This window comes from Pseudomonadota bacterium, assembly GCA_038533575.1.
Lineage (GTDB): Bacteria > Pseudomonadota > Alphaproteobacteria > Rhodobacterales > Rhodobacteraceae > Shimia_B.
In genome coordinates, this window is record JBCAYL010000001.1 from 1,653,032 (window position 1) to 1,676,127 (window position 23,096).

The 23,096-nt window shown below is 66.8% G+C and carries 29 protein-coding genes and 2 tRNA genes; 13 read left to right on the top strand and 18 right to left on the bottom strand.

The features are described from left to right. The first annotated feature begins 2 nt into the window (after positions 1-2). Positions 3-353, top strand: a complete 351-nt coding sequence (uraH, locus tag AAFM92_08370; protein ID MEL7300382.1) for a hydroxyisourate hydrolase — start codon at positions 3-5, stop codon at positions 351-353. A gap of 31 nt (positions 354-384) precedes the next feature. Here the strand turns inward: uraH and AAFM92_08375 are convergent, their stop codons facing one another. Continuing rightward, entirely contained in the window at positions 385-660 is a 276-nt protein-coding gene (locus AAFM92_08375) for a DUF2934 domain-containing protein (protein MEL7300383.1), read from the bottom strand. Between the two features lie 243 nt (positions 661-903). Between AAFM92_08375 and AAFM92_08380 the strand changes: the two genes are divergently transcribed. Next, positions 904-2,151, top strand: a complete 1,248-nt coding sequence (locus AAFM92_08380) for a urate hydroxylase PuuD (protein MEL7300384.1) — start codon at positions 904-906, stop codon at positions 2,149-2,151. 94 nt (positions 2,152-2,245) lie between these two features. Here AAFM92_08380 and AAFM92_08385 read toward each other — a convergent pair whose 3' ends face one another. Both AAFM92_08385 and AAFM92_08390 read right to left on the bottom strand, forming a co-directional pair. Beyond that, the gene (locus AAFM92_08385; protein MEL7300385.1) at positions 2,246-3,646 is read right to left on the bottom strand and encodes a hypothetical protein; all 1,401 of its coding nucleotides are present in this window, start codon (positions 3,644-3,646) and stop codon (positions 2,246-2,248) included. An 88-nt stretch (positions 3,647-3,734) separates the two neighbouring features. Next, positions 3,735-5,492, bottom strand: coding sequence for a hypothetical protein (locus AAFM92_08390; protein MEL7300386.1), 1,758 nt, complete (start codon positions 5,490-5,492; stop codon positions 3,735-3,737). Between the two features lie 601 nt (positions 5,493-6,093). On the opposite strand from AAFM92_08390, the gene AAFM92_08395 reads away from it, so the two are divergent. The 6 genes from AAFM92_08395 to AAFM92_08420 all read left to right on the top strand — a co-directional run bounded on the left by AAFM92_08395 (position 6,094) and on the right by AAFM92_08420 (position 9,924). Then, positions 6,094-6,501, top strand: coding sequence for a curli assembly protein CsgF (locus AAFM92_08395; protein MEL7300387.1), 408 nt, complete (start codon positions 6,094-6,096; stop codon positions 6,499-6,501). A gap of 14 nt (positions 6,502-6,515) precedes the next feature. Beyond that, positions 6,516-7,553, top strand: coding sequence for a CsgG/HfaB family protein (locus AAFM92_08400; GenBank protein MEL7300388.1), 1,038 nt, complete (start codon positions 6,516-6,518; stop codon positions 7,551-7,553). A 115-nt stretch (positions 7,554-7,668) separates the two neighbouring features. Next, positions 7,669-8,142 carry a hypothetical protein gene (locus AAFM92_08405; GenBank protein ID MEL7300389.1) on the top strand — a complete coding sequence of 158 codons (474 nt, stop codon included), beginning with the start codon at positions 7,669-7,671 and terminating at the stop codon, positions 8,140-8,142. 8 nt (positions 8,143-8,150) lie between these two features. After that, entirely contained in the window at positions 8,151-8,783 is a 633-nt protein-coding gene (locus tag AAFM92_08410) for a hypothetical protein (protein ID MEL7300390.1), read from the top strand. 5 nt (positions 8,784-8,788) lie between these two features. Next, on the top strand, positions 8,789-9,160 hold the full coding sequence (gene csgH, locus AAFM92_08415) for a curli-like amyloid fiber formation chaperone CsgH (GenBank protein MEL7300391.1): 372 nt from the start codon (positions 8,789-8,791) through the stop codon (positions 9,158-9,160). Then, positions 9,157-9,924, top strand: coding sequence for an AprI/Inh family metalloprotease inhibitor (locus tag AAFM92_08420; GenBank protein ID MEL7300392.1), 768 nt, complete (start codon positions 9,157-9,159; stop codon positions 9,922-9,924). The genes csgH and AAFM92_08420 overlap by 4 nt, the downstream gene beginning before the upstream one ends. Positions 9,925-10,177: 253 nt before the next feature. Here AAFM92_08420 and AAFM92_08425 read toward each other — a convergent pair whose 3' ends face one another. The 8 genes from AAFM92_08425 to AAFM92_08460 all read right to left on the bottom strand — a co-directional run bounded on the left by AAFM92_08425 (position 10,178) and on the right by AAFM92_08460 (position 14,423). Continuing rightward, positions 10,178-10,444 carry a hypothetical protein gene (locus AAFM92_08425; GenBank protein MEL7300393.1) on the bottom strand — a complete coding sequence of 89 codons (267 nt, stop codon included), beginning with the start codon at positions 10,442-10,444 and terminating at the stop codon, positions 10,178-10,180. 87 nt (positions 10,445-10,531) lie between these two features. Further along, positions 10,532-10,606 (bottom strand) — tRNA-Phe (locus tag AAFM92_08430). A 114-nt stretch (positions 10,607-10,720) separates the two neighbouring features. Continuing rightward, a complete protein-coding gene (gene yacG / locus AAFM92_08435) occupies positions 10,721-10,915 on the bottom strand; it encodes a DNA gyrase inhibitor YacG (GenBank protein ID MEL7300394.1) in 195 nt (64 codons plus the stop codon). Between the two features lie 32 nt (positions 10,916-10,947). Then, the gene (locus tag AAFM92_08440; GenBank protein ID MEL7300395.1) at positions 10,948-11,964 is read right to left on the bottom strand and encodes a ribonuclease E/G; all 1,017 of its coding nucleotides are present in this window, start codon (positions 11,962-11,964) and stop codon (positions 10,948-10,950) included. After that, positions 11,961-12,545 (bottom strand): Maf family protein, encoded by a 585-nt coding sequence (locus tag AAFM92_08445; protein MEL7300396.1) that lies wholly within the window; start codon positions 12,543-12,545, stop codon positions 11,961-11,963. Before AAFM92_08445 ends, AAFM92_08440 begins: the two co-directional genes overlap by 4 nt. Positions 12,546-12,593: 48 nt before the next feature. After that, a complete protein-coding gene (gene infA / locus AAFM92_08450) occupies positions 12,594-12,812 on the bottom strand; it encodes a translation initiation factor IF-1 (protein ID MEL7300397.1) in 219 nt (72 codons plus the stop codon). 79 nt (positions 12,813-12,891) lie between these two features. After that, the gene (locus AAFM92_08455) at positions 12,892-13,812 is read right to left on the bottom strand and encodes a carbon-nitrogen hydrolase family protein (GenBank protein MEL7300398.1); all 921 of its coding nucleotides are present in this window, start codon (positions 13,810-13,812) and stop codon (positions 12,892-12,894) included. Further along, positions 13,809-14,423 carry a GNAT family N-acetyltransferase gene (locus AAFM92_08460; GenBank protein MEL7300399.1) on the bottom strand — a complete coding sequence of 205 codons (615 nt, stop codon included), beginning with the start codon at positions 14,421-14,423 and terminating at the stop codon, positions 13,809-13,811. Before AAFM92_08460 ends, AAFM92_08455 begins: the two co-directional genes overlap by 4 nt. Positions 14,424-14,532: 109 nt before the next feature. Here AAFM92_08460 and AAFM92_08465 point away from each other — a divergent pair, with 109 nt between their 5' ends. Both AAFM92_08465 and AAFM92_08470 read left to right on the top strand, forming a co-directional pair. Further along, entirely contained in the window at positions 14,533-15,456 is a 924-nt protein-coding gene (locus AAFM92_08465) for an amidoligase family protein (protein ID MEL7300400.1), read from the top strand. After that, positions 15,453-16,163, top strand: a complete 711-nt coding sequence (locus AAFM92_08470) for a gamma-glutamyl-gamma-aminobutyrate hydrolase family protein (GenBank protein ID MEL7300401.1) — start codon at positions 15,453-15,455, stop codon at positions 16,161-16,163. The genes AAFM92_08465 and AAFM92_08470 overlap by 4 nt, the downstream gene beginning before the upstream one ends. Positions 16,164-16,185: 22 nt before the next feature. On the opposite strand, the gene AAFM92_08475 is transcribed toward AAFM92_08470, so the two are convergent. After that, positions 16,186-16,653 (bottom strand): low molecular weight phosphatase family protein, encoded by a 468-nt coding sequence (locus tag AAFM92_08475; protein ID MEL7300402.1) that lies wholly within the window; start codon positions 16,651-16,653, stop codon positions 16,186-16,188. 1 nt (position 16,654) lies between these two features. After that, positions 16,655-17,134, bottom strand: a complete 480-nt coding sequence (locus AAFM92_08480; GenBank protein ID MEL7300403.1) for a UPF0262 family protein — start codon at positions 17,132-17,134, stop codon at positions 16,655-16,657. Between the two features lie 114 nt (positions 17,135-17,248). On the opposite strand from AAFM92_08480, the gene AAFM92_08485 reads away from it, so the two are divergent. Then, complete coding sequence (locus tag AAFM92_08485) at positions 17,249-18,253, top strand: glutathione S-transferase C-terminal domain-containing protein (GenBank protein ID MEL7300404.1); 1,005 nt, start codon at positions 17,249-17,251, stop codon at positions 18,251-18,253. Here AAFM92_08485 and hisD read toward each other — a convergent pair. The 5 genes from hisD to AAFM92_08510 are packed head-to-tail and all read right to left on the bottom strand — an operon-like array spanning position 18,243 to position 22,049. Continuing rightward, entirely contained in the window at positions 18,243-19,535 is a 1,293-nt protein-coding gene (gene hisD / locus AAFM92_08490; protein MEL7300405.1) for a histidinol dehydrogenase, read from the bottom strand. The two genes, AAFM92_08485 and hisD, sit on opposite strands and share 11 nt — an antisense overlap. A gap of 31 nt (positions 19,536-19,566) precedes the next feature. Then, positions 19,567-20,064 (bottom strand): GNAT family N-acetyltransferase, encoded by a 498-nt coding sequence (locus AAFM92_08495; protein MEL7300406.1) that lies wholly within the window; start codon positions 20,062-20,064, stop codon positions 19,567-19,569. Positions 20,065-20,069: 5 nt separating this feature from the next. Next, complete coding sequence (locus AAFM92_08500) at positions 20,070-20,546, bottom strand: DUF2948 family protein (GenBank protein ID MEL7300407.1); 477 nt, start codon at positions 20,544-20,546, stop codon at positions 20,070-20,072. Further along, on the bottom strand, positions 20,543-21,811 hold the full coding sequence (gene murA / locus AAFM92_08505) for a UDP-N-acetylglucosamine 1-carboxyvinyltransferase (protein MEL7300408.1): 1,269 nt from the start codon (positions 21,809-21,811) through the stop codon (positions 20,543-20,545). The genes AAFM92_08500 and murA overlap by 4 nt, the downstream gene beginning before the upstream one ends. Before the next feature lies 1 nt (position 21,812). Next, complete coding sequence (locus AAFM92_08510) at positions 21,813-22,049, bottom strand: hypothetical protein (GenBank protein ID MEL7300409.1); 237 nt, start codon at positions 22,047-22,049, stop codon at positions 21,813-21,815. A 92-nt stretch (positions 22,050-22,141) separates the two neighbouring features. Between AAFM92_08510 and AAFM92_08515 the strand changes: the two genes are divergently transcribed. Together AAFM92_08515 and AAFM92_08520 are read left to right on the top strand one after the other, a co-directional pair. Beyond that, positions 22,142-22,216, top strand: a tRNA-Thr gene (locus tag AAFM92_08515). A 98-nt stretch (positions 22,217-22,314) separates the two neighbouring features. Then, positions 22,315-23,079: an SDR family NAD(P)-dependent oxidoreductase gene (locus AAFM92_08520; GenBank protein ID MEL7300410.1), complete on the top strand. Its 765-nt coding sequence runs from the start codon at positions 22,315-22,317 to the stop codon at positions 23,077-23,079. Positions 23,080-23,096: the final 17 nt, after the last annotated feature.

Here is a 23,096-nt window from a genome sequence, read left to right on the forward strand (position 1 = left end):
CCATGCCCGGCTTCCTCACCACCCATGTCCTCGACACCGCGCGGGGCGTGCCCGCGGCGGGCGTGCGCATCGCGCTCTACCGGCTCTCGGGCCAGTCCCATCGCAAGATCGCCGAGACAGTAACGAACGAAGACGGACGCACCGACGCGCCGATCCTGCCCGAAACGGACTTCAAAACGGGGACCTACGAGTTGGTGTTCTTCGCGGGAGAGTATCTTCGAAAGCACGGACAGACGGGCGACGTGCTCTTCCTCGACGAGGTGCCGATCCGCTTCGGCATGGCAGAGGATGCGCACTACCACGTGCCGCTCCTCCTTTCCCCGTTCGGCTATTCGACCTACCGGGGCAGCTGAGGCGCGAGGGTCCCCCGCGCCTCTTGCACTCTCAGGCTTTTGCCTTTGCGCGCGGCGTCTTGGCGGCGGTCTTTGCGCCCGCTTTCGCGGATGCCTTGGCCGGGGCCTTCGCAGCCGCCTTCTTGGCCGGTGCCTTCGCCGCGGGCGCCTTGGCCGTGCGGGGCTTCGATGCGGGCTTGGCCGGGGTCAGCGCGTCGATGGCCTTGAGCCAGTGAGCCTCATCGCGGCCCTCCGGCTGGCCCTCGTCGAGCCACAGGAAATAGGCCGCGTCGCGGATCTGCGCGTCGTCGAGCATTGGGGTCGTCATGGTTTTCATCCCGAAATGACTGTTGATTGCCGATGGCGCGCCGATACGAGCGTTTCTGCGTCCGCACAATGGCCCCGACGTCATGCCGCACTGCAGCGTAGCGCCCGCGCCACAGCATAGGCTGGCTCCCGCCGATGCCGCGCGCTACCCGCGATCACCACGACCCGCGGCTGCGCCAAATGACCCGTTCAAGTCCGCCACCGGGTGGCATAGGCTGCACCGCGGCGAGACGAGAGGGCACGCATGTACGACCTTGTGGTATTGTGGGATTGGATCGGCTTCGCCGTCCGCTGGCTCCACGTCATCGCAGGCATGGCATGGATCGGCGCAAGCTTCTACTTCATCGCGCTCGACCTCATGCTGAAGCCCGCCCCCGACATGCCAGAGGGCGCCTCCGGCGAGGAATGGGAGGTCCATGGCGGCGGGTTTTACCACACGACGAAATACATGGTGGCCCCGGCGCGCTTGCCCGAGCACCTGACCTGGCACAAATGGCAAAGCTACACGACCTGGCTCTCGGGCGCGGCTCTTCTGGCCATCGTCTACTGGGTGGGCGGCGAGATCTACCTGCTCGATCCCCAGAAGGCGGAGCTCATGCTCTGGCAGGGCATCCTGATCTCGGCGGCGTCCATCGGCGTGGGCTGGCTCATCTACGACTGGCTCTGCAAATCCCGGCTGGGCGATTTCCCCAATGCCATGATGCTCGCGCTCTTCGTCGTCATCGTGGCCATGAGCTGGGGGCTCAACCAGGTCTTCACCGGTCGCGCCGCCCTTCTCCATCTCGGCGCCTTCACCGCCACGATCATGACGGCCAACGTCTTTTTTATCATCATGCCCAACCAGCGGATCGTCGTGGCCGATCTCAAGGCCGGGCGCACGCCCGATCCCAAGTACGGCAAGATCGCCAAGCTGAGATCGACCCATAACAACTACCTGACGTTGCCGGTCGTCTTCCTCATGCTCTCCAACCACTACCCCCTCGCCTTCGGGACCGAGCATGCCTGGATCATCGCGAGCCTGATCTTCCTCACCGGCGTCACCATCCGGCATTACTTCAACACCATGCACCTCACGGGCCGCGGGCCGCACTGGACATGGGCCGTCACGGCAGGGCTCATGCTGCTGATCGCCTGGCTGTCCACGGCCCAGATGCGCGGCGGCGAGACATGGGAAGAGGCTGAGGCCCGCCCGCTCACGGCCCACGAGGCGCGCTTTGCCAAGGCGGCGGGGTTCGAGGATGCCTATTCCATCGTGCTCGGGAACTGCGCCATGTGCCACGCGCGGGAGCCCGTCTACAGTGCCACCATGCTCTGGGCCCCGAAAGGCGTGGTGCTCGAAACCGAGGCCGATGTGGCGCGGCAAGCGCGGGAGATCTACCTGCAATCCGGCGTGAGCCACGCCATGCCCCCACCCTCCGCCTCCTGGACCATCACGGAGGAGGACCGCGCCATGATCGTGGCCTGGTACCGCGCCGCCCGCGCAGGGGAGTAGCGGGTTCTCATCGCCTGACGGTGTGTCGCGCTAGGCGTAGAAAGTCCTAGGGCTCGGGCAGGCTCATTGCATGCGCCGCGCGGGCGCCTTGGGCCTATTGCCGAATGGTCGCCGTGTTTCCCGTCCCGCGCTGAGTGAGATGGGCCGTGTTCGCGTTGCCGCGTTGCAAGAGCAGCGCCTCGTTGTCGTCCCCTGAGACGCGCAGCAAGATACTGTTTAGATCGCCGGCCTGCAGGGTGGTGGAAACGTTACTGTCCCCGATCACCCCGATATCGAGCCGGTTGTCGAAACCACGTTGGGCATAGCTGCCGATCATGACCCCCTCGAACGTGGTGCGCGGCAGGGAAAAGAGCGGCGCGTTGTTGGCGCTGCCCTCGATGACGATCTCCGCCGTGTTCTGCCCTTCCTGCGTCAGGTCGACGGCGTTGGACGTGCCGCGCACCTCGATGCTGGCCGAATTGTCGCCGCCGAGGGCGTCGAGAAAATTCTGAGCGACCGTGATGCTATTCGCATCGCCCTCGATGACGAGGAACGCGTCGTTGGTGCCCTGCTGAAAGACGGAAACCAGATTGTCGTCCGAGAAGCCGATGAGCGAAAGCTGGGTGGTATTCGTGCCAAGCTGGTCGATGCCCATGACGTTGCCAGAGCCTTCCACGGTGGTCATCGTCACCGTGTTCTGATCGCCGTCCTGCCGGATACCGAGATCGTTGAAATCCCCTTCGATGGTGATGAAGCCCACATCGTTGTCGCGTCCGCCCTGGCGGATGCCGAAGGCGGTGTCATTGCCGAGGATTAGTACGTCGATACTGTTGCCGTTGGAGCGATTGTCGGCAGAGCCGCCCTCCTGCACGAAGGCGGAATCGCGGGCAAAGGGGACAATGGCCGGGGCGCGCAGGGCGCTCTGCCCGTTACGGCTGCCCACGATGCGCACGCGGATCGTGTTCGGCGCGCCGCTCAGCTCGTCGGACGTGGCGAGCTGCGTTGCGAGGGAGATGCGGTTCGCCTCCCCCGTCTGCGTGATATCCATGATGTTGCGCGCCATGCCGGATGCCTGCAGCTGCCGCGCCTCCGAGACGACGTTCCCGTCGCCGCCATTCTGGAGAATGACCATCTCGTTGGCCCCGTTCGCAATGGAGCCAACCGATTGCTGATCCACCTCCCCCACAAGCTGCCCGTTCCCGGCCTGCGTGATGGTGATCTGGTTGAAGACTGTGGGCGTGTTCTGACGCCCGAGCTGGAAGAGCCCCTCCCCCTCCGTGCCGACGGCATTGCCGATCCCCGTCTGCGTGATGGTCAGCGCGTTGAACTGCCCGTCCTGCAGCATCACGTCGGCCTCGAGTCCGGCCTGGTTGCCCGCGCCCGTCTGCGTGATGGCACCGGCATTGTCATCGCCGAGCTGGTCGATGAAGGCGTCATTGTCGCCGAGCAGGTTTTGCGCGCAGGCCAGCGAGGCGAGCGTGGCAAGCGGGAGCGCTAGGAGCAGGGACCGATACATACGCGATGTCCTTCAAAGACTGTGCCAGCCGCGGGGATCCGCGGCTGGCGAGGCGCCTCGAGCGGCGCTTGTGCCGAGGCGGCCTTCCTTACTGGAGGACGCCTGCGTTGTTGCCGTTGCCCATCTGGGTGACCGTCGCCACGTTCGAAGAGCTCAGCTGAGCAACCGCGAACTGGTTCATGTTGCCGGTGACGGTGGCCGTGATCGTGTTGTCGTCGCCGAGCTGAACAGCGCCGAACTCGTTGTTGTTGCCGGTGATTTCGCCGGTGAAGGCGTTCATGTCACCGATCTGACCAACGAGACCGCTGCCGAAGGTGGCAGGAACGAACCCAGAGAGCGCCACATTCAGGAACTGGCCGGCGAAGTTCGCGGACTGCGCGTCACCCGAGAAGGCGCCGCCGCCATTGCCATTTCCGATAACGGTAAGCGAGGCGGAGTTCATGAAGCCCAGCTGACCGACGGCTGCGAGGTTGCCGCTGCCGGTGACGGCGACCGTGATCGTGTTCATATCGCCGATCGACGCACCACCAACGATGTTGCCGTCGCCATCGGCGGAAACGGTGGCAGTGTTAAGGTCACCGAACTGAACGATCGCCCCGATATTGCCATTACCAGAACCGGTCAGGGTTGCGGTGTTCGTGTTTCCGATCTGACCTACGCCGAAGTTGTTGAAAGACCCCCCGGCGGAGATGGTCACGGTCGCCATGTTGCCGTCGCCACCCTGGCCGACACCCACATCGTTGTCCGTCCCGACGATCGGCGCGATGGAGGCTGTGTTGCCGTCACCGATTTGAACAGCAGCGGTCTCATTGCCGTCACCGATCACGGTCACATTGCCGACGGTGTTGTTGTTGCCGTCCTGCAGGAAGCCCATGGCGTTGAAGTCGCCGCGCGCCAGGTAGTTGAGGGAGTTGTTCTCGCCGAGCTGGGTGACATCGGCGAACGCCGCACCGCCAAGGAGAGACGTCGCGTTCGAGAAGCTGAGCGAGGTGAAGCCCGAGCGGTTGTTCCCTTCGCCGATCTGGCGAATGGTTGCCTCATTGCCGTTTGCGCCAGTGCTGTTCTGCGTGACCGTGCCGACGAAGTTGTTGAAGCCTTCCTGGCGCATCAAGAGTTGGTTGCTCGCGCCGCTCTGATCGGTGGAGAAGATCTCGTTCCGGCTGCCGTCCTGGATGATGCGGAGCGTGTTTTCCACACCGACCTGGAACATGCCGCCGCCACCGCGGCCCACGCGGGAGGGTCCGCCTGCTTCACCGATGATGTTCGCGCCGTTGTTTCCGCCAGCTGCATTCGAGAAGTCAGTGCGGGACTGGTCCACGCGCGCCACGTTGCGCATTCCGCCAGTGTTTTCTTGGAAAAGCGTTGTGATGTAGTTGGCAGGACGCGATTGTCCGCCAGTGTATTCACCACCGAATTGATCGATGAACGCGCTGTTGCCGTTGAGTTGTTGCAGGCGGGCCATGCCGTTGTCGCGCCCGGTCTGCGTGACCTCGGCGCGGTTTGCGTTGCCGGTCTGATCGAAGCCGATCCCGAACCCGTCTGCATCGCTGCCACGACCGATACGCTGCTCGGAGAAGTTGGTGAACTCGTTGCTTCGCCCGGTCTGAGTGAGGATGAGCGAGTTGTTGTTGCCGTTCTGCGTCATCACCTGACGCGCCTCGCGCGTGAGCGTCGGGTTGTTGCGCGTCTCAGCATCCGTACCAGCGCGGTTTGCATTCCCATCCTGTGTCACGAGAGCTTCGTTGTTGTTGCCGAACTGGTCGAGGAAAGCGCTGTTGTCGTTTGCCGACGCAGCTAGTGGCAACACGAGCGCCGTGGTTGCGAGCGCGAGAGTGCGGATGTTCATGTAGTCCTCCAAGACTTACCAAATTCCAAAACGAGGCCGTCCGCCGGAAGCGGTCGGATAAAATACGCCGGTTGGGATGCATTGCAGCAGCACGGTACAGGCAGTGACTGGAACCTGAACGCCTGCTCAGATTTGGGCAAGCTATTTCCGCATTCTGATTTCAAAATTGCCACATTTGAGCCGCATTGTCGTCGATGGCTCAACATAACACGCGAGAGATCGCGGATCGTCCACAACACCTAGGTTCATTTCAGACCCGCGGCACAACCATAGGAATAGTTTTTCTAAAAAACTCGCGAAATACGGCATTCACTTTGCCACCTTTTTGCCAGATACCTGCCCTTGCTTTCCGGCCCCCGTCATGCAACGTCCGAATCCGCGTGTGGCGCATCCGCCACGCATAATCTTTACATTTGATGGGCTTAGTGCGGGCGCCTTGCAAAAATACAAGCGGCCTGCCTACGCCTCTCACGGGAACGAAGGGCTGTGCTCGTCATGCGACGCAAGCACCATCGGGGGTTGAGGAGTGGTCAGTATGAATACGCGGCGGAAATTCGCATTATACGCGTCTTTTAGCATTTCATTAATTTTTGGAACGGCAGTGAGCGCGCAAGACCTGGTCTACACGCCGGTTAATCCGTCTTTCGGCGGAAACGCTTTGAATTCTTCCCACCTACTCGGGATCGCAAATGCCCAGCGAGAAGCAACAGCGCGGGATGCGAATGAGGACAGCCTCTTCGGATCAGGCGGAGATGCGGGCAGCGGCACCGGGACGTCCGACGCCGATCTCTTCATCCGCCAGCTCGAAGGCCGGCTCCTGTCAGCCCTCGCAGGCCAGGTGACCGAGGCCATCTTCGGCGACAACCCCCAGGACTCGGGCGAGATCATTTTCGGAACCACGTCGGTTGAATTCATCAACGCGGTCGGCTCGATCACGCTCATCATCACAGACGCGCTCGACGGAACGGTGACGGAAATCGTCGTCCCGCAGCTCATCACCGGCGACTGAAGAGAGCGCAGACCATGAAAAAAGCAATCATTGCAGCCGTCGTCTTCCCCATGCTTCTCGCTGGGTGCGAAGAGAACACCTATGCCGCGGCTTTCGAGCCCGATGGCATGGTGCCCACCACCGGCATGATGACCACCCAGAACCGTGCCCTGCGCGCCATTCCGGCCCCCGCCCACCGGGTGACGGTTTCGGTCTACGGCCTCCCCGATCTGACCGGCCAATACAAAGAGGACGACACCGGCCAAACCCTTTCGCGGGCCGTTACCCAGGGCGGGGCGGCCGTGCTCATCAAGGCTCTGCGCGATGCGGGCGAGCGGCGCTGGTTCACGATCCTCGACCGGTCCAACCTCGAAAACGTCATCCGCGAGCGGCAGATCATCACCGAGATGCGCCGCATCTACCGCAACGAACAAAACATCAATCCCGGCGTGCTCGGGCCCCTTGCCCATTCCGGCATCCTCGTCGAAGGGGCGATCGTGGGCTATGACACCAACACCGTCACCGGCGGCGCCGGCGCACGGTATCTCGGGATCGGCGGCGATACGCGTTACAAGCTCGACACCGTCACCGTGAGCCTGCGCGCCGTCTCCACTGAAACCAGCGAAGTGCTCGCGGCCGTGACCGTACGCAAGCCGCTGGCCTCCGTCTCCAAGCGCGGCAGCATCTTCACCTATGTCGCCCTCGATGAGCTCCTCGAGACCGAGGTCGGCCAGACCTTCAACGAGCCCAAGCAAGTGGCGATCGAGCAAGCCGTCGAAAAGGCCGTCATGGCGCTCATCGCCGAAGGCGCGCAAGTGGGGCTCTGGTCCTTTGCCAGCGCGCAGGAGGGCGCGCGCTTCATCGACGGCTTCAACAACCAGACCTTCGACGGCAACGTACCGGCACGCGCGCGAAACCAGCCCGCCACCGCCACGGGGAATACCGCGATCCCGCGGACCGTGCCCGTGACGCCGCGCGCATCCGCGCCCGAGCCCGCGGTGAGCCAATTGCCCCGCGCCCGGCGCCCTGCCCCGCCGCCCAATACTCCGGACAGCGACGAAATCGTCGGTTGATCGCCACAATTCGATTTCATTCCTGACGCGAAAAGGCCGGCCCAAAGCCGGCCTTTCATCCTGAGGAGAACACAGTGATGCGCGATGACCTCCGAGACATATCGGAGGTCACTACGTGTTCGAGAGCTTCAAACTTCCTCGCATTGCCGCGGCCTGCGCCGCGCTCGTCATCGCGTCGCCCTTGGCTGCGAATAACGGCAACATCCTCGTCCAGACCCTGAGCGGAGAGGGCAACGTCCTCGCCGCGCTTCAGGCAGGCTCCGACAACAGCCTCGAGATCACGATGACAGGCACGCGCAACGGCGGCCTCAGCGATGGCAGCTGGCTGACGCCGGCCTTCGCGGCCGACACGCCGCTCGCCTCGGGCCGCGTCATGCAAGACGGCGCGCTCAACACGGCCGTCCTCGCGGTGCAGGGAGTGAGCAATCTCTTCGCCGTCACGCAATCAGGCTCTAACAATACCGCCTCGCTTTTTGCGTCCGGCACGCTCAATCAGGCGAGCATCATGCAAAGCGGCGCGGGCAATGTCGCGAAAGCACGGCAAATGGGCCTGAGAAACCGATTGAGCATTTCTCAAACCGCGTGGTAACGTGCCGTATGTCACAAGTATCTAAATTCGCTCCGCTTTTGCCTGCCTCGGCCGCGCTGATCTTTTCCGCGTCGCTGGCGGTGGCCGAGAATAATTCCGTCTTCCTGCTCCAGACGAATCCGACGAACGGAGCGCCCGGGAATACGATTTCCATCACCCAAGAGCTTGCGAGCTCTTCATCCGTGGGCCTCCAGGATGCACCTGTGGTGCAGGATGGCTCTGGAAACTCGGCCGATATCACCGTCCAGAATGACGCGAACGCCGAAACGCTTTTCGCTCAGGGCATCCTCGCACCGTCGCTCGACGGCAACCTTTCGGCGCTCGGCGGACAGGGCATCGACGCGTTGGTGGGCCTAACGCAAACCGGCAATGGCAACGCTGCGAACATCGTCGTCAACGGTCTCGGCGCGCAGGGCCTCGTGGAGCAGGACGGCAACGGGAACCTGGCAGACCTCACCGTCGAAGGCCAAGGGGCCAGCGGGACCCTCCTCCAACGCGGCGACAACAACGACAGCACGCTGAGCGTCCAGGGCGCGACCGTGACGCTGATCGTGGAAGGCAACAACCTCACGAACACTGTCGGGCCGAGCGTCGTGTCCAATGGCGGGACCGTGATCATCACGCAGACCCAGACCAACTAGGCGACATGGCCCGCCTCGGTCGCCTCCTCGCGCTGCTTTTCCTGCTGCCCAACCTGGCCGTGGCGGAAATGTCGGTCGTCCCATCCATCGAAGTCGCCGAAAGCGACGGAACCATCGAACTCGTCGGCAAGCTGACCGCACTGACCGCCGCAAGCGGCGTGTCCGCGATGATGACGGTGGAACGACGCAGCAGCGCGGGCGCCCTCAATTCGAGCCAGGGCCGAACGCTTGACCTCGCGCCGAACGAAAGCGCCAGCATCGCGAGCGTGGCCTTGAACATGGTTGAGGGGCAGACGCTCTCCGCGCGCCTCGTGGTGCGCAATGACACAGGCATCATCGCGCAGACAGTCCTGATCTTGGGTGGAGAAGAGCTTTGACACTTAGACCATGTGCTGGCGCCGCGGCCCTCATGCTCTGCTGTGCCGTCTCAGCCCTGTCCGCCCAGACCAGCGGGGAAGCGCAGCCCGCCGAGGCCGCCCCCATGCCCTCCGCGCTCGTGAGCGCCTTCGCCGGCGACTGGTTCAGCTTCGATCCCGCCTCTAGCCAAGGGGGAGCGACGTGCTCCGTCTCTTTGCAGACAGCGATCGGCTCCGGAGAAGCGACGGCAGAGGCGACCGGCTGCGCCGCCCCCCTCGACACTGTCACCGCCTGGCGCATTGAAGACGGCCAGATCCGTCTCGCCGCAAGCGCGGGCGATGTGGTGTCCCTCGGCGGCACCCAGTTTCGCATCTCGGGCGCTTTTGCCGACGGGGATCGGACCCTCATCCTCGAACGCGCCGCCGGCGGCGGCGACACGGCAGCCATCCGCGAGGCGGTCGGGGAATATCGCTGCCTCTTCTTCGGCTTCACCTCCGAATGCGCCGAGGAGGACGACCTCCGCCAGCCTGTCTTCGACGCAAACGGCCAGGCCCGCATTGAGACGGTCGTCAACCTCAACGCCCGCAGCCAGCCGCGCGGCGATGCCTCGGTCAGCGGTGTCATCCCTACCGGCTCGACGGTGGTGGTTGATGAATGCCTGACCGCCACGGACGGGCTCTGGTGCCGCGCCAATTTCGGCGATCAGGACGCCTGGTTCCGCCGGACCGCTTTGCGCGAAGGCACCTGGCCCATCCTCACCTTCCGCGCCGCGCCGCCGGCGTAGTCGCGAGGGGGCCTGTTCGCTCAATACACAGGAGCGGCCGAATTGGTCGAATTCCAGATCAGGGGCGAATAAAGGCGTGATTGACAGTACGGAGCCGGACACCGGCAATCACTCCATCAGCCAACCGATCTCCTCGCGCCAACGACGACCAGATGCGTCAAACACGCATGAAGTGCGCGGCACTCTTACTGTCATCGACAAGCTTAATTCACAGCACCTCAGCTCACTTTCTTAAATTCCAAAGAACGGGTGTCTAGAACCAACCAAAAGTGCTGCCTAGGGCAAGTACGAACATCCCGAGAGTTGAGAAAGACGCTATGGCCGCAAGCCATAGCTCTTTTGTACCCAGTCGGACGACAATGCGCGTAACGATCTCTTTGCCGTCCCAGTAGAGCTTGTTGCTCGTCTCGTGGACGCCCAGCAGGCTCACTCTCTGACTTGAGATACCAAAGACACCTTCTGGCCACTGATCCGGCCTCTCGGTCGAGAGTCGATATTTACGGATTTTCGCCCAATCCATCCTTAATTCCTCGCTCAAATGGTGAGACAAGAGTGAGACAATGACCGTTTTCGGTCAGCGTATCTCAGCCTAAGTCTTGGATTTTTATGGTGCCCGGGGGCGGAATCGAACCACCGACACGAGGATTTTCAATCCACTGCTCTACCCCTGAGCTACCCGGGCACGGGGACCGGGAGATGCCGGTCGGGTGGCGACCACTTAGAAGAGGTGGGCTTGGGTGTCTAGGGGCAAAACTCGGGTTTTGGAGGGCCGTCGGTCGCCGCCTCCTCGCGGCGCCTAGTGGCGCCTGGGAGGGGTGTCGTCCGCATCCTTGATGGAGGCGGCCGCGTCGGGGTCGGCCTCGCCGTCGCGGCCCTCCACCACGTAGCGCTCGCCCATCCAGCGGGCGAGATCCACGTCCGCGCAGCGCCGCGAGCAGAACGGGCGCCAGTCGGGCGCGGTCTCAGCATTGCAGATCGGGCAGCGTGCCATGGGCCTCTCCTCAGCCTCGTCCCGGTCGCGCGTCAGCCGCGCGCGAGCGCCGGGCGTTCGCGTTTGCGCTTGAGCTCCATGTGGCCGAGCGGCGTCCAGCCGATGACCTCGGTTTCCACGCTGTCGGCGCGGAAGGCGGCACGGAGCGTCGTTTCGATCTGGCGGCGGTCACGCTTGGCCAGGGGAGCAAAATCTATGGTCACCTGCCCGCCGATCCCGCGCAGGCGGAGCTGGCGGGGCAGCTCCTTCGCGGCGGCCATGTTGGCTTTGAGCGCGGCCGCGGGGCTCAGGTCGCGGCCGGTATCGACATCGACGGCCGTGAGTGCGCGGGTAGGCTCGATCGTCATGCAGTGCGGCCCGAGCGCGACGTCGGGCGAAAAGAGCGAGTCGATGGCCTCGAGGATGCCCGTCTCGGCGAAGGAGCCGTCCTGCGTCTCGATCTGGGCGGGCGCGGTCCAGTCGCGCCAGGCGGCGAGGTGGGGCCCGTCGCCCTCGAGCACGAGGCCGTCCCCCGTGCTCTCAAGCGCCTCCGCGCAGGCCGCGCGCATGGCGGCGATATCCTCGAGGATCTCGTCGTCTTCGGCGCTCGCGGCAGCGCTGCGCAGGATGAGGCCCATCTCTTCGGGGGTGCCCTCCATGGCGGCCACGGCGAGGCCCTTGAGCGCGTCGCGGCGGTCGTCGTCGCGGACCAGGCGGGAGATGTTGAGCCCCCCTGCCCCGGGCGTGACGATGGCATAGCGGCTCTTGAAGAGGAGGCGGTCGCTGGCGGGCGGGGCCTTGCCGGGCTCGGCGAAGCCCGAGATCTGCACGAGGATGCGCGCCCCGGGCTTCAGGCCCTTGGCGCGGCGCAGGAATGCCTCCCCGCCCTCCCAGGAGACGATGACGCCGCCTTGCCCTTTCATCGGCCGCTCCACGCGGACGGCGATGACCGTGCCGAGGCGCGGCGCGCCCACGGGATCGACGATCAGATCCTCGAGCCGACCATCGACCATGAGAGCGGCGGCTTCGCGGCCCTCCCAGTGATCGAGCGCGACGAGACGGCCCTTCATGCGCCCTCCAGGATGCCGAGGCCCGCGGCGCGCAGGAGGTGCGCTGTCTCCACGAGGGGGAGGCCCATGATCGCAGCATAGGAGCCGGATATCCATGGGATGAACGCGCCAGCGGGCCCCTGGATGCCGTAGGCGCCAGCCTTGCCCTGCCAATCGCCGGTGGCGAGGTAGGCGTCGACCTCCTGCGCACTCAGCCGTTTCATGCGGACCTGGCTCACGACATCGCGCTGCCAGACCCGCGCCGGGGTCTTCACGGCGACGGAGGTGATGACCTGGTGCCGCCGCCCGCTGAGCTTTTCGAGGAAGGCCCGCGCCTCGGCGGCGTCAGACGCCTTTCCGAGGATGCGGCGCCCGAGCGCCACGGTGGTGTCAGCGCACAGGATGACCTCGCCCTCGGCGGCGGGAAGCGCCTCGGCCTTGAGCCGGGTGACGCGAGTGCAATAGGCCCGCGGCAGCTCCGACGGGAGCGGCGTCTCGTCCACGTCGGGCGCGCGGATCTCGGCAGGCTCGAGGCCCAGCACTCCGAGCAGCTCGCGCCGCCGGGGCGAGCCGGAGCCCAGGATGAGCCGCGGCGCGCTCATGCCGAGCGGGCCCGAGCGCCTCGAGCCACTGCGCCGCGACGCCACATGTTACTTGAAGCGGTAGTTGATGCGGCCCTTCGACAGGTCGTAGGGCGTCATTTCCACCTGCACCTTGTCACCGGTGAGGACACGGATGCGGTTCTTGCGCATCTTGCCTGCCATCGTGGCGACGATCTCATGGCCGTTTTCCAGCTCGACCCTGAATGTCGCGTTCGGCAGGAGTTCCTTCACGACACCGGGGAATTCGAGCGGTTCTTCCTTGGCCATGGTCTCTCCTAATCTGATGCCCACCCCAGAGGCAGGCGTGCCACGATATGCGGCGGCCCGGGCCGGTTTTCAAGGGAATTCAGCGCAGCGTGACGCGGCGGGCCGGGCCGCGCGCGCCCTGCTCGCCCCAGTGCGCGTGGTTGGCCTGCGCGCCTTCGCTGCGGACGCGGGCGATGGCGGCGCAGTCGATCTCGGCGCGGGCCCAGCCGGGGCGGTCGGCGGCGCCCATGGCGAGGACCCCGTCCGCCGGAAAGCCCGCATCGGGCGGCGCGTAGAGAGCGGCGGCGCCATGGTTTTCGTCCACCGCCGGGCACCAGGGCGCCGGGCCCACGGTGGGGGCCTGCACGGTGATGCACTGGTTCTCGAGGGCGCGCGCCATGGCGCCCACGCGCACCCGGCTCCAGCCATGGTGGCTGTCCGTGCAGGATGGCACCAGCAGGATCTCCGCGCCGGCCTCCACGACCGCGCGCGCCAGCAGCGGGAATTCCGCGTCATAGCAGATGAGCGTGGCGATGGGGCCGAGCGCGGTCTCGGCCACGGCGAGCGGCGCGCCGGGCGAGATGCCCCAGAGCTCGCGCTCGAAGCGGGTCATGATCTGCTTATCCTGCGCGAGCACTGCGCCGCCGGGAGAGAAAAGTCGCGCGCGGTTCACGGCGCGGCGGCCCGTTACGCCCGCGCGCCCGTGTTCCTCTCGGTCTGCCCCTCCCTCCGCGGCAACAGCCTCCCGCACGGGCGCGGAGGCTGCGAGGATGTGGACCCCGTATTTGGCCGCGAGGGCCGCGTGAAGCGCATCTGCCTGGGCGACGAGTTCCGTCACCGCGTCGATGGAGCGCTGAAGCTCGCCGGTCGCGCCCACGATCGCGGCGAGCTCCATGGCCCCGTATTCGGGGAACACGATCAGGTCCGCCGCGGCCCCCGCCACCCAGTGTTCGAGCTTTTCGGCATAGGCCTCGAAGCTCGGAAGCGCATCGAGCGGATAGGCGGCCGCTGCGATTTTCACAGCACGCGCCCCCAGAGCTGGAGCGGCTTCTCGCTCTCCCCTGCCTCGCCCACGTCCTTCCACGCAAAACGGGCCAGCGCGCCCGGAAGCTTGGCATAGCCGCGCGCCTCCCAGAACGGATCGAGTGGCCGGTAGTCGGGCGGGCGGGCAGGATGATCGGCAGAGCGCAGGACGCTGGCAAAGACCGCACGACCGAGCCCCTGCGCCCGCGCCGCCGTCTCGCGCCTATCGAAGAATGCGTGACCCAGCCCCAATCCGCGATAGCCCGGCAGGAGCACGGATTCCGCGCAGTAGAAGACGTCTTCCACCGCCCAGTCCGGCGGCAAGCCGGTGGCGAAGTCCTCGGCGTGATCGGTCATGGGGGCGCCGGTGGAGGCCCCCACCATCTCCGTGCCATGCCAGACCGCCACGCAGAGCGCGCCCGGCGCGGCATAGGCTGCGAGGTACCGGGCCTCGTAGTCCCTGTCGCCATCGTAGAGATAGGGCCAGTCGCGAAAGACCGCGATGCGGAGCGCGGCGATCGCATCGAGCGCGTCGAGGAGCCGCGCGCCGCGCAACTCTTCCACGCGCAGATCCGCCCGCGTGGCGGCTGGGATCGCCTCTCGCTCCATGGGCCGCTGCTACTCTCTGACCCATGCCCGATCAAGCGATGCAACCTAACGCGCCCTTTCGCGTTCTCGACGCATGCCAGTGTTAACAGACCTTCCCCGCACGCGGTTCTTGCCGCTGCCTGACGGCGAAATGCGCGCCTGCGGTTTCGAGATCGAGTTCGGCGGCCTGAACGCGGACGAGGCCGCGGCGGCGGTGCAGTCCCTCGTGGGCGGGACGGTCCATACCCGCGGCGTGAAGGTCACGCTGCGCGACACCGAGCTGGGCAAGATCGAGATCTACCCCGACAGCGCCTTCGCGTCGAAGCTCGAAACCTACGGGCTCATGCCCCTCGTGACGGGCGTCGTGCCCATCGAACTCGTCACCGAGCCCCTGCACGAAGACCAGCTGGGCCGCTTCGCCGAGCTCTGCGATGTGCTCTCACACGCCGGAGCCACGGGGACGCGCGAGGGTGTCTTCCTCGGCTACGGTCTGCATCTCAATATCGCGCTCACCTCCGAGGACGCCGCCGACATGGCGCGCATCGCCACGGCCTTCGCGCTCATGGATGACAGCTGGCGTGCCGCGGGCGCGGTGGATGTCTCCCGCCGACTGACGCCCTTCGTCTCCGCCTTTCCGCGCAAGTTCATCGATTGGCTCGTGGAGAACCCGGAGCCCAGTCTCGAGGCCCTCCGGGACGCGGTGCTCACCTATTCCGCCACCCGCAACCGCGCGCTCGACCTGCTGCCCGCCCTCGCCGCGCTCAGCGACTGTGACGAGCTCGTGCCGGGGGAGAAGCTGAAGCCACGCCCGGCCTTCCACACGCGAATCCCCGATGCGCGGCTCGGGGACGAGAGATGGTCCGTGGCCGTCGAATGGAACCGCTGGGTCATCGTGGAGCGCGTGGCCAACCACCCGAAGCTGATGGCCGCCCTGCGCACCGCCTGGCGGCAGCACCGCGCAGCGTGGTTCAAACTCCGCACACACTGGCCCCAGACCTTCGAACGCCTCGTCAAGCGCCACGCGCCTGAGCTGGCGGCGCCTCAGGGCGCATGACCGAGCGACCCCGCATCGGCGTCACCGTCTCGCGGCGCTCGAGTTGGCGCATCTTCCCGCTCATCGCATTCAACATCTGGCTGGCCGGTGGGCGCGCCATCCGCTGGCAGGCCCCGGCCACGCCCGACATCGGCGAGGTCGACGGCATCGTCATCGGCGGCGGGGATGACATCGCGCCCGCGCTCTACGGCGCAACGCCCCGCCTCGTGGCGCGGCTCGACCCGGACCGCGACGCGCTCGAGCACGGGATCGTCACCGAAGCCTGGGAGCGCAACGTGCCTCTTCTCGGCATCTGCAGAGGTAGCCAGATGATCAACGTGGCCTTGGGCGGCACCCTCGACCAGGACGCCTACGCCACCTTCGGCACGAAGAACACTAAGACCATCCTGCCGCGTAAGACCGTCTCCATCGAGGCGGGCACGCGGCTCGCCGCGCTCGCGGGCGCACGGCCCATGCAGGTCAATGCGCTCCATTCGCAGGCGGTTGCGCGGCTCGGGCGGGGCCTCCGTGTCGCCGCCCGTGGGCCGCGCGGCATGCCGCAGGCCATCGAGCGCGAGCGCGACCCGTTCATGCTGGGCGTTCAATGGCATCCGGAGCATCTGTTCTATGCCCGGCGTCACCGCGCCCTCTTTCGAGCGCTCGTGGCGGCCGCGGCGGCCCATCGCGACGCGCGCGATCAGCTCGACGCAGTCGACAGCGTGGCCTAGCGCGGGGTTCCGGCGCGCGGCCTCAAGACCCCGTGCTCTCCGTGGGCGGTCCCCACTTCGCCAGGAGCCGCTCGGAGATCTGGTCCCGCGCCTGCCGGTAGCTCGCCAGCTTCGCCTCGCGCACCTCGCCCAGCCCGGTGGGATCGAGGATCGGCCAGTACTCGACCGTCAAATGGTAGAAGCGTGTCAGTTCCAGCGCCCGGCGCTGGCTCGCAGGCGAAAGCGCGATGACGATGTCGAAGGAGCTGAGATCGTCGCCCCATTCCTCCATCTCGTCGAAGCTGCGCGAGCGGTGCCGTGAGAGCTCCACCCCCAGCTCCTGGCAGACGGCGATGGAAAAGCCATCGATCTCCAGATCGTTGAAGACCCCCGCCGATTGGACATAGGCCTCCGTGCCGTAGAACTTCTTCATGAGGCCTTCGGCCATGGGCGAACGGACCGCGTTGTGATCGCAGCAGAAGAGCACCGATTGCGGCAATGCCTCCGCCACCTCAGCCCCCGAAATGCAAGACGCAGATCAGCGTGAAGAGGCGGCGCGCAGTGTCGTGATCCACCTCCGCCTTGCCCGCCAGACGCTCCTTGAGGACCTCGGCCCCCTCGTTGTGGATGCCGCGCCGGGCCATGTCGATCGTCTCGATCTGGCTGGGCGGGAGCGTCTTGACCGCCTCGAAGTAGCTTTTGCAGATCGAGAAGTAATCCTTCACCACCTGCCGGAAGGGCCCGAGCGAGAAGAGGAACTGCGCCGCCGGCGCGCCGTCTTCCGTGGCCACATCGAAGACGAGCCGCTTCTCCCGGATCGACAGCCTCAGGCGATACGGCCCCGGCGCAGGCGCGCGACCGTCACGGGCGGGCAGCGCGAAGGAATTGTCTTCCATCAGATCGAAGATCGCCACGCGCCGCTCCTGCTCGATCTCGGGCGTGGGGGCTGGCAGCCCGGCATCGTCGAGCTCGATATGGGTGATGCGCGTCATTCCGGCGGGCTAGCATGGGGCGTGCGGGGGCACCACCCTGCGCTGCGCCCGCGCACAGCCCCTCCCCCATGGCCGCCGTGGCTTGCCCGGGCGCGCGGCGCTACCATCACGGTCATGACCGACAAATCCACCGAGGAGAGCCAGGAGCGCGCCGCCGAACGCCGCGCGAGTGGCGAGTTCGTGCGCGGCGTCAGCGGCTTCCGCCATGCCATCGGCGAGGCTGACTTTCCGGCAGAGCCCGGGCGCTATCACCTCTTCGTGGCGCTCAATTGCCCGTGGTGCCACCGGGTGACGCTCGCGCGCGCGGTGCTGGGACTTACCGAGAGCATCTCGATGGACGTGGCCTTCCCCAACCGCACCGGCGAGGACGACCCGGGTGGAAAGGGCCTCTGGGAATTCGCGCCCGCGCGCGTGGCCTCGCTCACGGGAGAGACGCTCCCCGAATGCACGCCAGAGACAGGCACCGGCGCGGGCCTCCGGCTCGCCGTGGACATCTATGCGCGGGAGGACGGAGAAGAGCGCTCCCTCCCTATCCTCTACGACAAGGGCGCAGGCCGCATCGTATCCAATGAAAGCGCCGAGATCCTGCGCATGCTCTCGGCCCATCGCGCGGCCCTCGGCGGCAGCGGCGCGGATCTCTACCCCGAGCCCCTGCGCCCCGAGATCGACGCGCTCAACGCCGATATCTACACCGCGATCAACAATGGCGCCTACAAGGCGGGCTTTTCCTCGGATCAGGCCGTCTATGCCGCGGCCTTCACCGCCTATTTCGAAATGCTCGCACGCCTCGAGGCGCGGCTCTCGGACGGGCGCCCGTTTCTCGCGGGCGCGGCCTTCACGGAGGCCGATCTCCGACTTTTCCCGACGCTCTACCGGCACGATCCCATCTACATGGTGCGCATGAAGCTGAACGGCGCGCGCATCCTCGACTATCCCCATCTCTGGCGGTGGCTCTGCCGGGTCTACGCGCTGCCGGGCGTGGCCGGGGCGGGCTCGCTCCTCCATTGCAGGCAGGGCTATTTCGGGCGGACGTGGAACCGCACCGTGCCACTCGGCCCGCTCATGCCGCTGCCCTACCCCGAGGCGTATCACCACCCCGAGCTTGCGGTCACTCGTTGAGACGGTCGAGCCGCGCACGCACGCTCAGCCCGTGCGCCTCGAGGCTCTCGGACTGCGCCAGCGTCTCGGCGGCAGGACCGATGGCCTTGAGCGCCTCCGGCGTCATCCGCGCCAGCGTCGTGCGCTTCATGAAATCGAGCACCGAAAGGCCCGAGGAGAAGCGCGCAGAGCGCGCCGTGGGCAAGACGTGGTTGGGCCCGCCCACGTAGTCGCCAATGGCCTCGGGCGTCCACGCGCCGATGAAGATCGCGCCCGCATGGGTGATGCGCTCGGCTAGGTCTTCGGCCTCCGCGGTGCAGAGCTCGAGATGCTCGGGCGCGATGCGGTCGGTGAGGGCCACCGCCTCGTCTAGATCGCGCACCGTGATGACGGCGCCGTAATCGCGCCAGCTCGGCCCTGCGATGGCGCGGCGCTGGAGCGTCTGAAGCTGCCGCTCCACCTCCGCCGCCACGGCCTGCCCGAAGGCCTCGTCCGTGGTGATGAGGATCGATTGCGCGCTCTCGTCATGCTCGGCCTGGCTGAGGAGATCTGTGGCGATCCACGCCGGATCGTTCTCGGCATCGGCCACCACGAGGATCTCGGAGGGCCCGGCGATCATGTCGATCCCGACCTTCCCGAACACCCGCCGCTTGGCCGCCGCCACGAAGGCGTTGCCCGGCCCGGTGATCTTGTCCACCGGCGCGATGGTCTCTGTGCCATAGGCCAGGGCCGCGACGGCCTGCGCGCCGCCCACGCGGTAGATTTCGTCCACGCCCGCGATCCTTGCAGCCATGAGCACGAGCGGATTGACGATGCCGCCCGGCGTGGGCGTCACGATGACGAGCCGCTCCACCCCCGCCACCTTCGCGGGCACGGCGTTCATGAGCACCGAGGAGGGATAGGAGGCGAGCCCGCCTGGCACGTAAAGCCCCGCCGCCGAGACAGGTGTCCAGCGCCAGCCGAGCTCGGCCCCCGCCTCATCTGTCCAGCGGGCATCCTCGGGCAGCTGCCGCGCATGGTAGGCGCGGATGCGCTCCGCCGCGAGGCGCAAGGCCTCGGCCTCCGCCTCGGGCACCTTGGCGCAATGGGCGTCGACCTCCTCGCGGGTGAAGGCGAGCGCGTCGAGCTCCATCCGGTCGAATTTCGCCGTGTAGGCCCGGAGCGCCGCATCCCCCTTGGCGCGCACCTCGGCGATGATCGCGGCCACGGCCTCGTCCACGTCCGGCGCGTCTTCCCGCTTGGCGGAGAGAAGCGCCCGGAACCGGGCCTCGAAATCGGACTGCTTCGTGTTCAGGAATTCCATGGCGTCCCTCTAGCGCGGGCCTTGGCCAGCCTCAACGCAGATCGGCCACCATGAAGATGTCGGAGGTCATAACATCCGCGATGAGCGCCGCATTGGGCAAACGGCCCAGCTCGGCAAAGCCGTGCCGCGCGTAAAAGGCGCGCGCCCGCGGATTGTCCTCTGCGACGAAGAGTTCGAGCTGCCAGATACCTCGCGCCCGCGCCGAAGTGGCCATCGCCTGCAGGAGCGCATCGGCAGCGCCCCGGCCCTGATGCGCGAGACACACGTAAAAGGCGCCGATCTCCGCGCGGTGCGCCGCGGCAGCATAGGGGAGCGGCAGAAGCGCCCCGATACCGGCCAGCGCCGGGCCGTCGAAGACACCCCAGCTTTTGCCTTGCGCGAGGGCCTCTTCGTGGGCCGAGAGCGGCCGCACGCGGAACTCCTCCGCCGTTGTCAGAAACGCCGTGGGATAGCGCTCCAGAGCATCGAGGCGCACGGCGCGGAAATCGGCTGCGTCGGCAGCTTCAAGAACCCGGCAGGCGTAGCTCATCAGCGCTAGTCCGGGTGGCGCGGCTGGGCCTTCGACGGCGCGAGATAGGGCCGTGTGACGTCGCGCAGCGTGACCTCGAGCGCGTCGACCTCCACCTCGATGAGCCCGTCGCCTGCCAGCGTCAGGTGCACCGCGCCCGTGCCGCCATCCTCGCCGGTGAAGCTCACCGAAAGAAGCGAAAGCACGAGATCGGCGTCGCGCCGGTCCACACCCTGGCTCCGGACCTTGAGCCCGCCTTCGACCGTGAGCACCGATTGCACCCGCTCATAGGCCGCACCGCGCCGCACGGCACCGGCCTCGTCCTCCCAACGGAAGCGATTGAGCAGCACGGCAAAGCGCCGCTCCTTCGGGCGCCAGCTCATCTCCGTGGCCGGAAAGACCGCGTCCTGGCAGAGCGAGGAGATCACCTCCAGATCGGGCGCTTCGAAGGCCACGAGGCGCAGCGGCTTCTCGGCGCCGTCTTCAAATCTTGCGTCGCTCATATCCCGGGCACCCGTTCGATGGTGACACCACAGGCGCCGAGCTTGTCTTCAAGGCGCTCATAGCCCCGGTCGAGGTGATAGACGCGGTTCACGATCGTCTCCCCCTCCGCCGCGAGCCCGGCGAGGATGAGCGAGACAGAGGCGCGCAGGTCCGTCGCCATGACGGGCGCGCCCTTGAGCCGCTCGACGCCCGTGACCGTCGCTGTGCCGCCATGGACCTCGATCCGCGCGCCCATGCGCCCCAGTTCCGGCGCGTGCATGAAGCGGTTCTCGAAGATGCGCTCCTCGAGATGCGCCGTGCCCTCTGCGGTGCACATGAGCGCCATCATCTGGGCCTGCAGATCGGTGGGAAAGCCCGGGAAGGGCTCGGTGACGACGTCCACGGCCCGCGCGCGACCGTTGCTGCGCACGGTGAGGCCAGCGGCGCTCTCCTCGATGCCGATCCCCGCGGCCTCGAGCTTGTCCGCGAAGGCGCCGATGAGCGCGCGCTTCCCGCCCTCGAGCGTCACCTCGCCGCCCGCGATGGCGGGAGCGAGCATGTAGGTGCCGAGCTCGATGCGGTCGGGCACCACGGCATGTGTCGCGCCGCCCAGGCGGTCCTTGCCCTCGATGGTGATCGTATCCGTCCCGTCGCCCTCGATGGCCGCGCCCATGGCACGCAGGCAATCTGCGAGGTCCACGATCTCGGGCTCGCGCGCGGCGTTCTCGATGACTGTCGTGCCCTTGGCGAGCGTGGCGGCCATCAGAACGTTCTCAGTGGCCCCGACCGAGGGCATGGCAAAGCGCAGCCGCGCGCCCCGGAGCCCCCCCGCGGGGGCCTTGGCATGGAGGTAGCCGTCGCGCAGCTCGATCTCGGCGCCGAGCGCCTCGAGACCAGTAATGTGGATGTCCATGGGGCGCGCACCGATGGCGCAGCCCCCCGGCAGCGAGACCACGGCGCGCCCCTCGCGCGCCAGAAGCGGACCGAGCACGAGGTTCGAAGCACGCATCTTCCGCACGATGTCGTACTCGGCCACGTGATTGATCGCGCCGTGGCTCGACATGGCAAGCACGCGCCCGTCGGCCATGGGCGAGACCTCCGCGCCGAGGCTCTCGAGGAGGAGGGTCATCGTCTTGATGTCGCTGAGGCGCGGCGCGTTGGTGAGTGTCACTGGCTCCTCGCTCAGAAGCGTGGCCGGCATCAAGGCGAGACAGGCGTTTTTCGCCCCCGCGATGGGAATGGTGCCGTGGAGCGCACCGCCCCCGGTCACGACGATGGAATCCATGCTACTCGCCCTCTCGTTCGGCGGCGTTCGCGGCTCTGCCAGACGTGTCGCTTGCTGTCACGTCGGCGGGCCTGCCGCCCGTCCCGTCGCCAGTCTCAGTGGAAGCGCGCTCGCTGCGCGCCCGTGCCTGCGATTTTCTACGCGCCATATTGGCTTTCAGCGCCTTTTTAAGACGGTCTTCCCGCGTTTCCGCGCCGCCTTTTCCAGCGTCTTTCGGCCCTGTGCCACCCGTTGCCATTTCTTGGAGTTACCGCAGCCCCGGCGCGCCGTCCAGCCGCGCCATTTGCCCTTGCGTGCCTTGCGATCTTTGGTCTACACGCCCGCCACGGCGCTGCTGTAGCTCAGTGGTAGAGCGCACCCTTGGTAAGGGTGAGGTCGGGAGTTCAATCCTCCCCAGCAGCACCAGCCCCCATCCCAGACCATGCCGCGCGCTTGACGCGCCCGGAAAATGCTTCATTCCTCGGGCTCTGCTGGAACACCGGGGAGGCACGGATATGGGGAGCATGGATTGGTTGGGGCAGGCCGCGGTGGTCACCGGCGGCGCGTCGGGCCTCGGCGCGGCCGCGGCGGCGCGGCTCGCGGCGGACGGGCTCCGCGTGAGCCTCTTCGATCTCGACGCCGCGAAGGGCGCGGCCCACGCGGCGCGCATCGGCGGGCGCTTCGAGGAGGTCGATATCTCAGATCCCGCCGCCGTGGCCCGCGGCCTCGCCGCCGCGGCGGACGCCCACGGCCCCACGCGCATCCTCGTCAATTGCGCGGGCATCGCGCCGGCCGCCAGGACCGTCTCCCGCGGGGCGGCCCACGATCCCGCGCTCTTCGAGACGGTGATCAAGGTCAATCTCCTCGGGAGCTTCTACGCCGCAAGCCAGGCCGCCGCGCAGATGGTGGACGCCGCGCCCATGGGCCCCGACGGGGCGCGCGGGGTCATCGTCAACACCGCCTCCGTGGCGGCCTCGGACGGGCAAGTTGGGCAAGTGGCATACGCCGCCTCAAAGGGCGGCGTGGTGGGCATGACGCTCCCCATGGCGCGGGACCTCGCCGACAAGGGCGTGCGCGTGGTCTCCATCGCGCCGGGCCTCTTCCTGACACCGCTTCTCGAGGGGCTGCCGGAGGAGGTGCAGGCCTCGCTCGGCGCGCAGGTCCCCTACCCCTCCCGGCTGGGCGCGCCCGATGAATTCGCAGCGCTCGTGAGCCACATCACGCAGAACCCGATGCTCAACGGCGAGGTCATCCGCCTCGACGGCGCGATCCGCATGGCGCCGCGCTGAACGCGCCTCGCGGGATC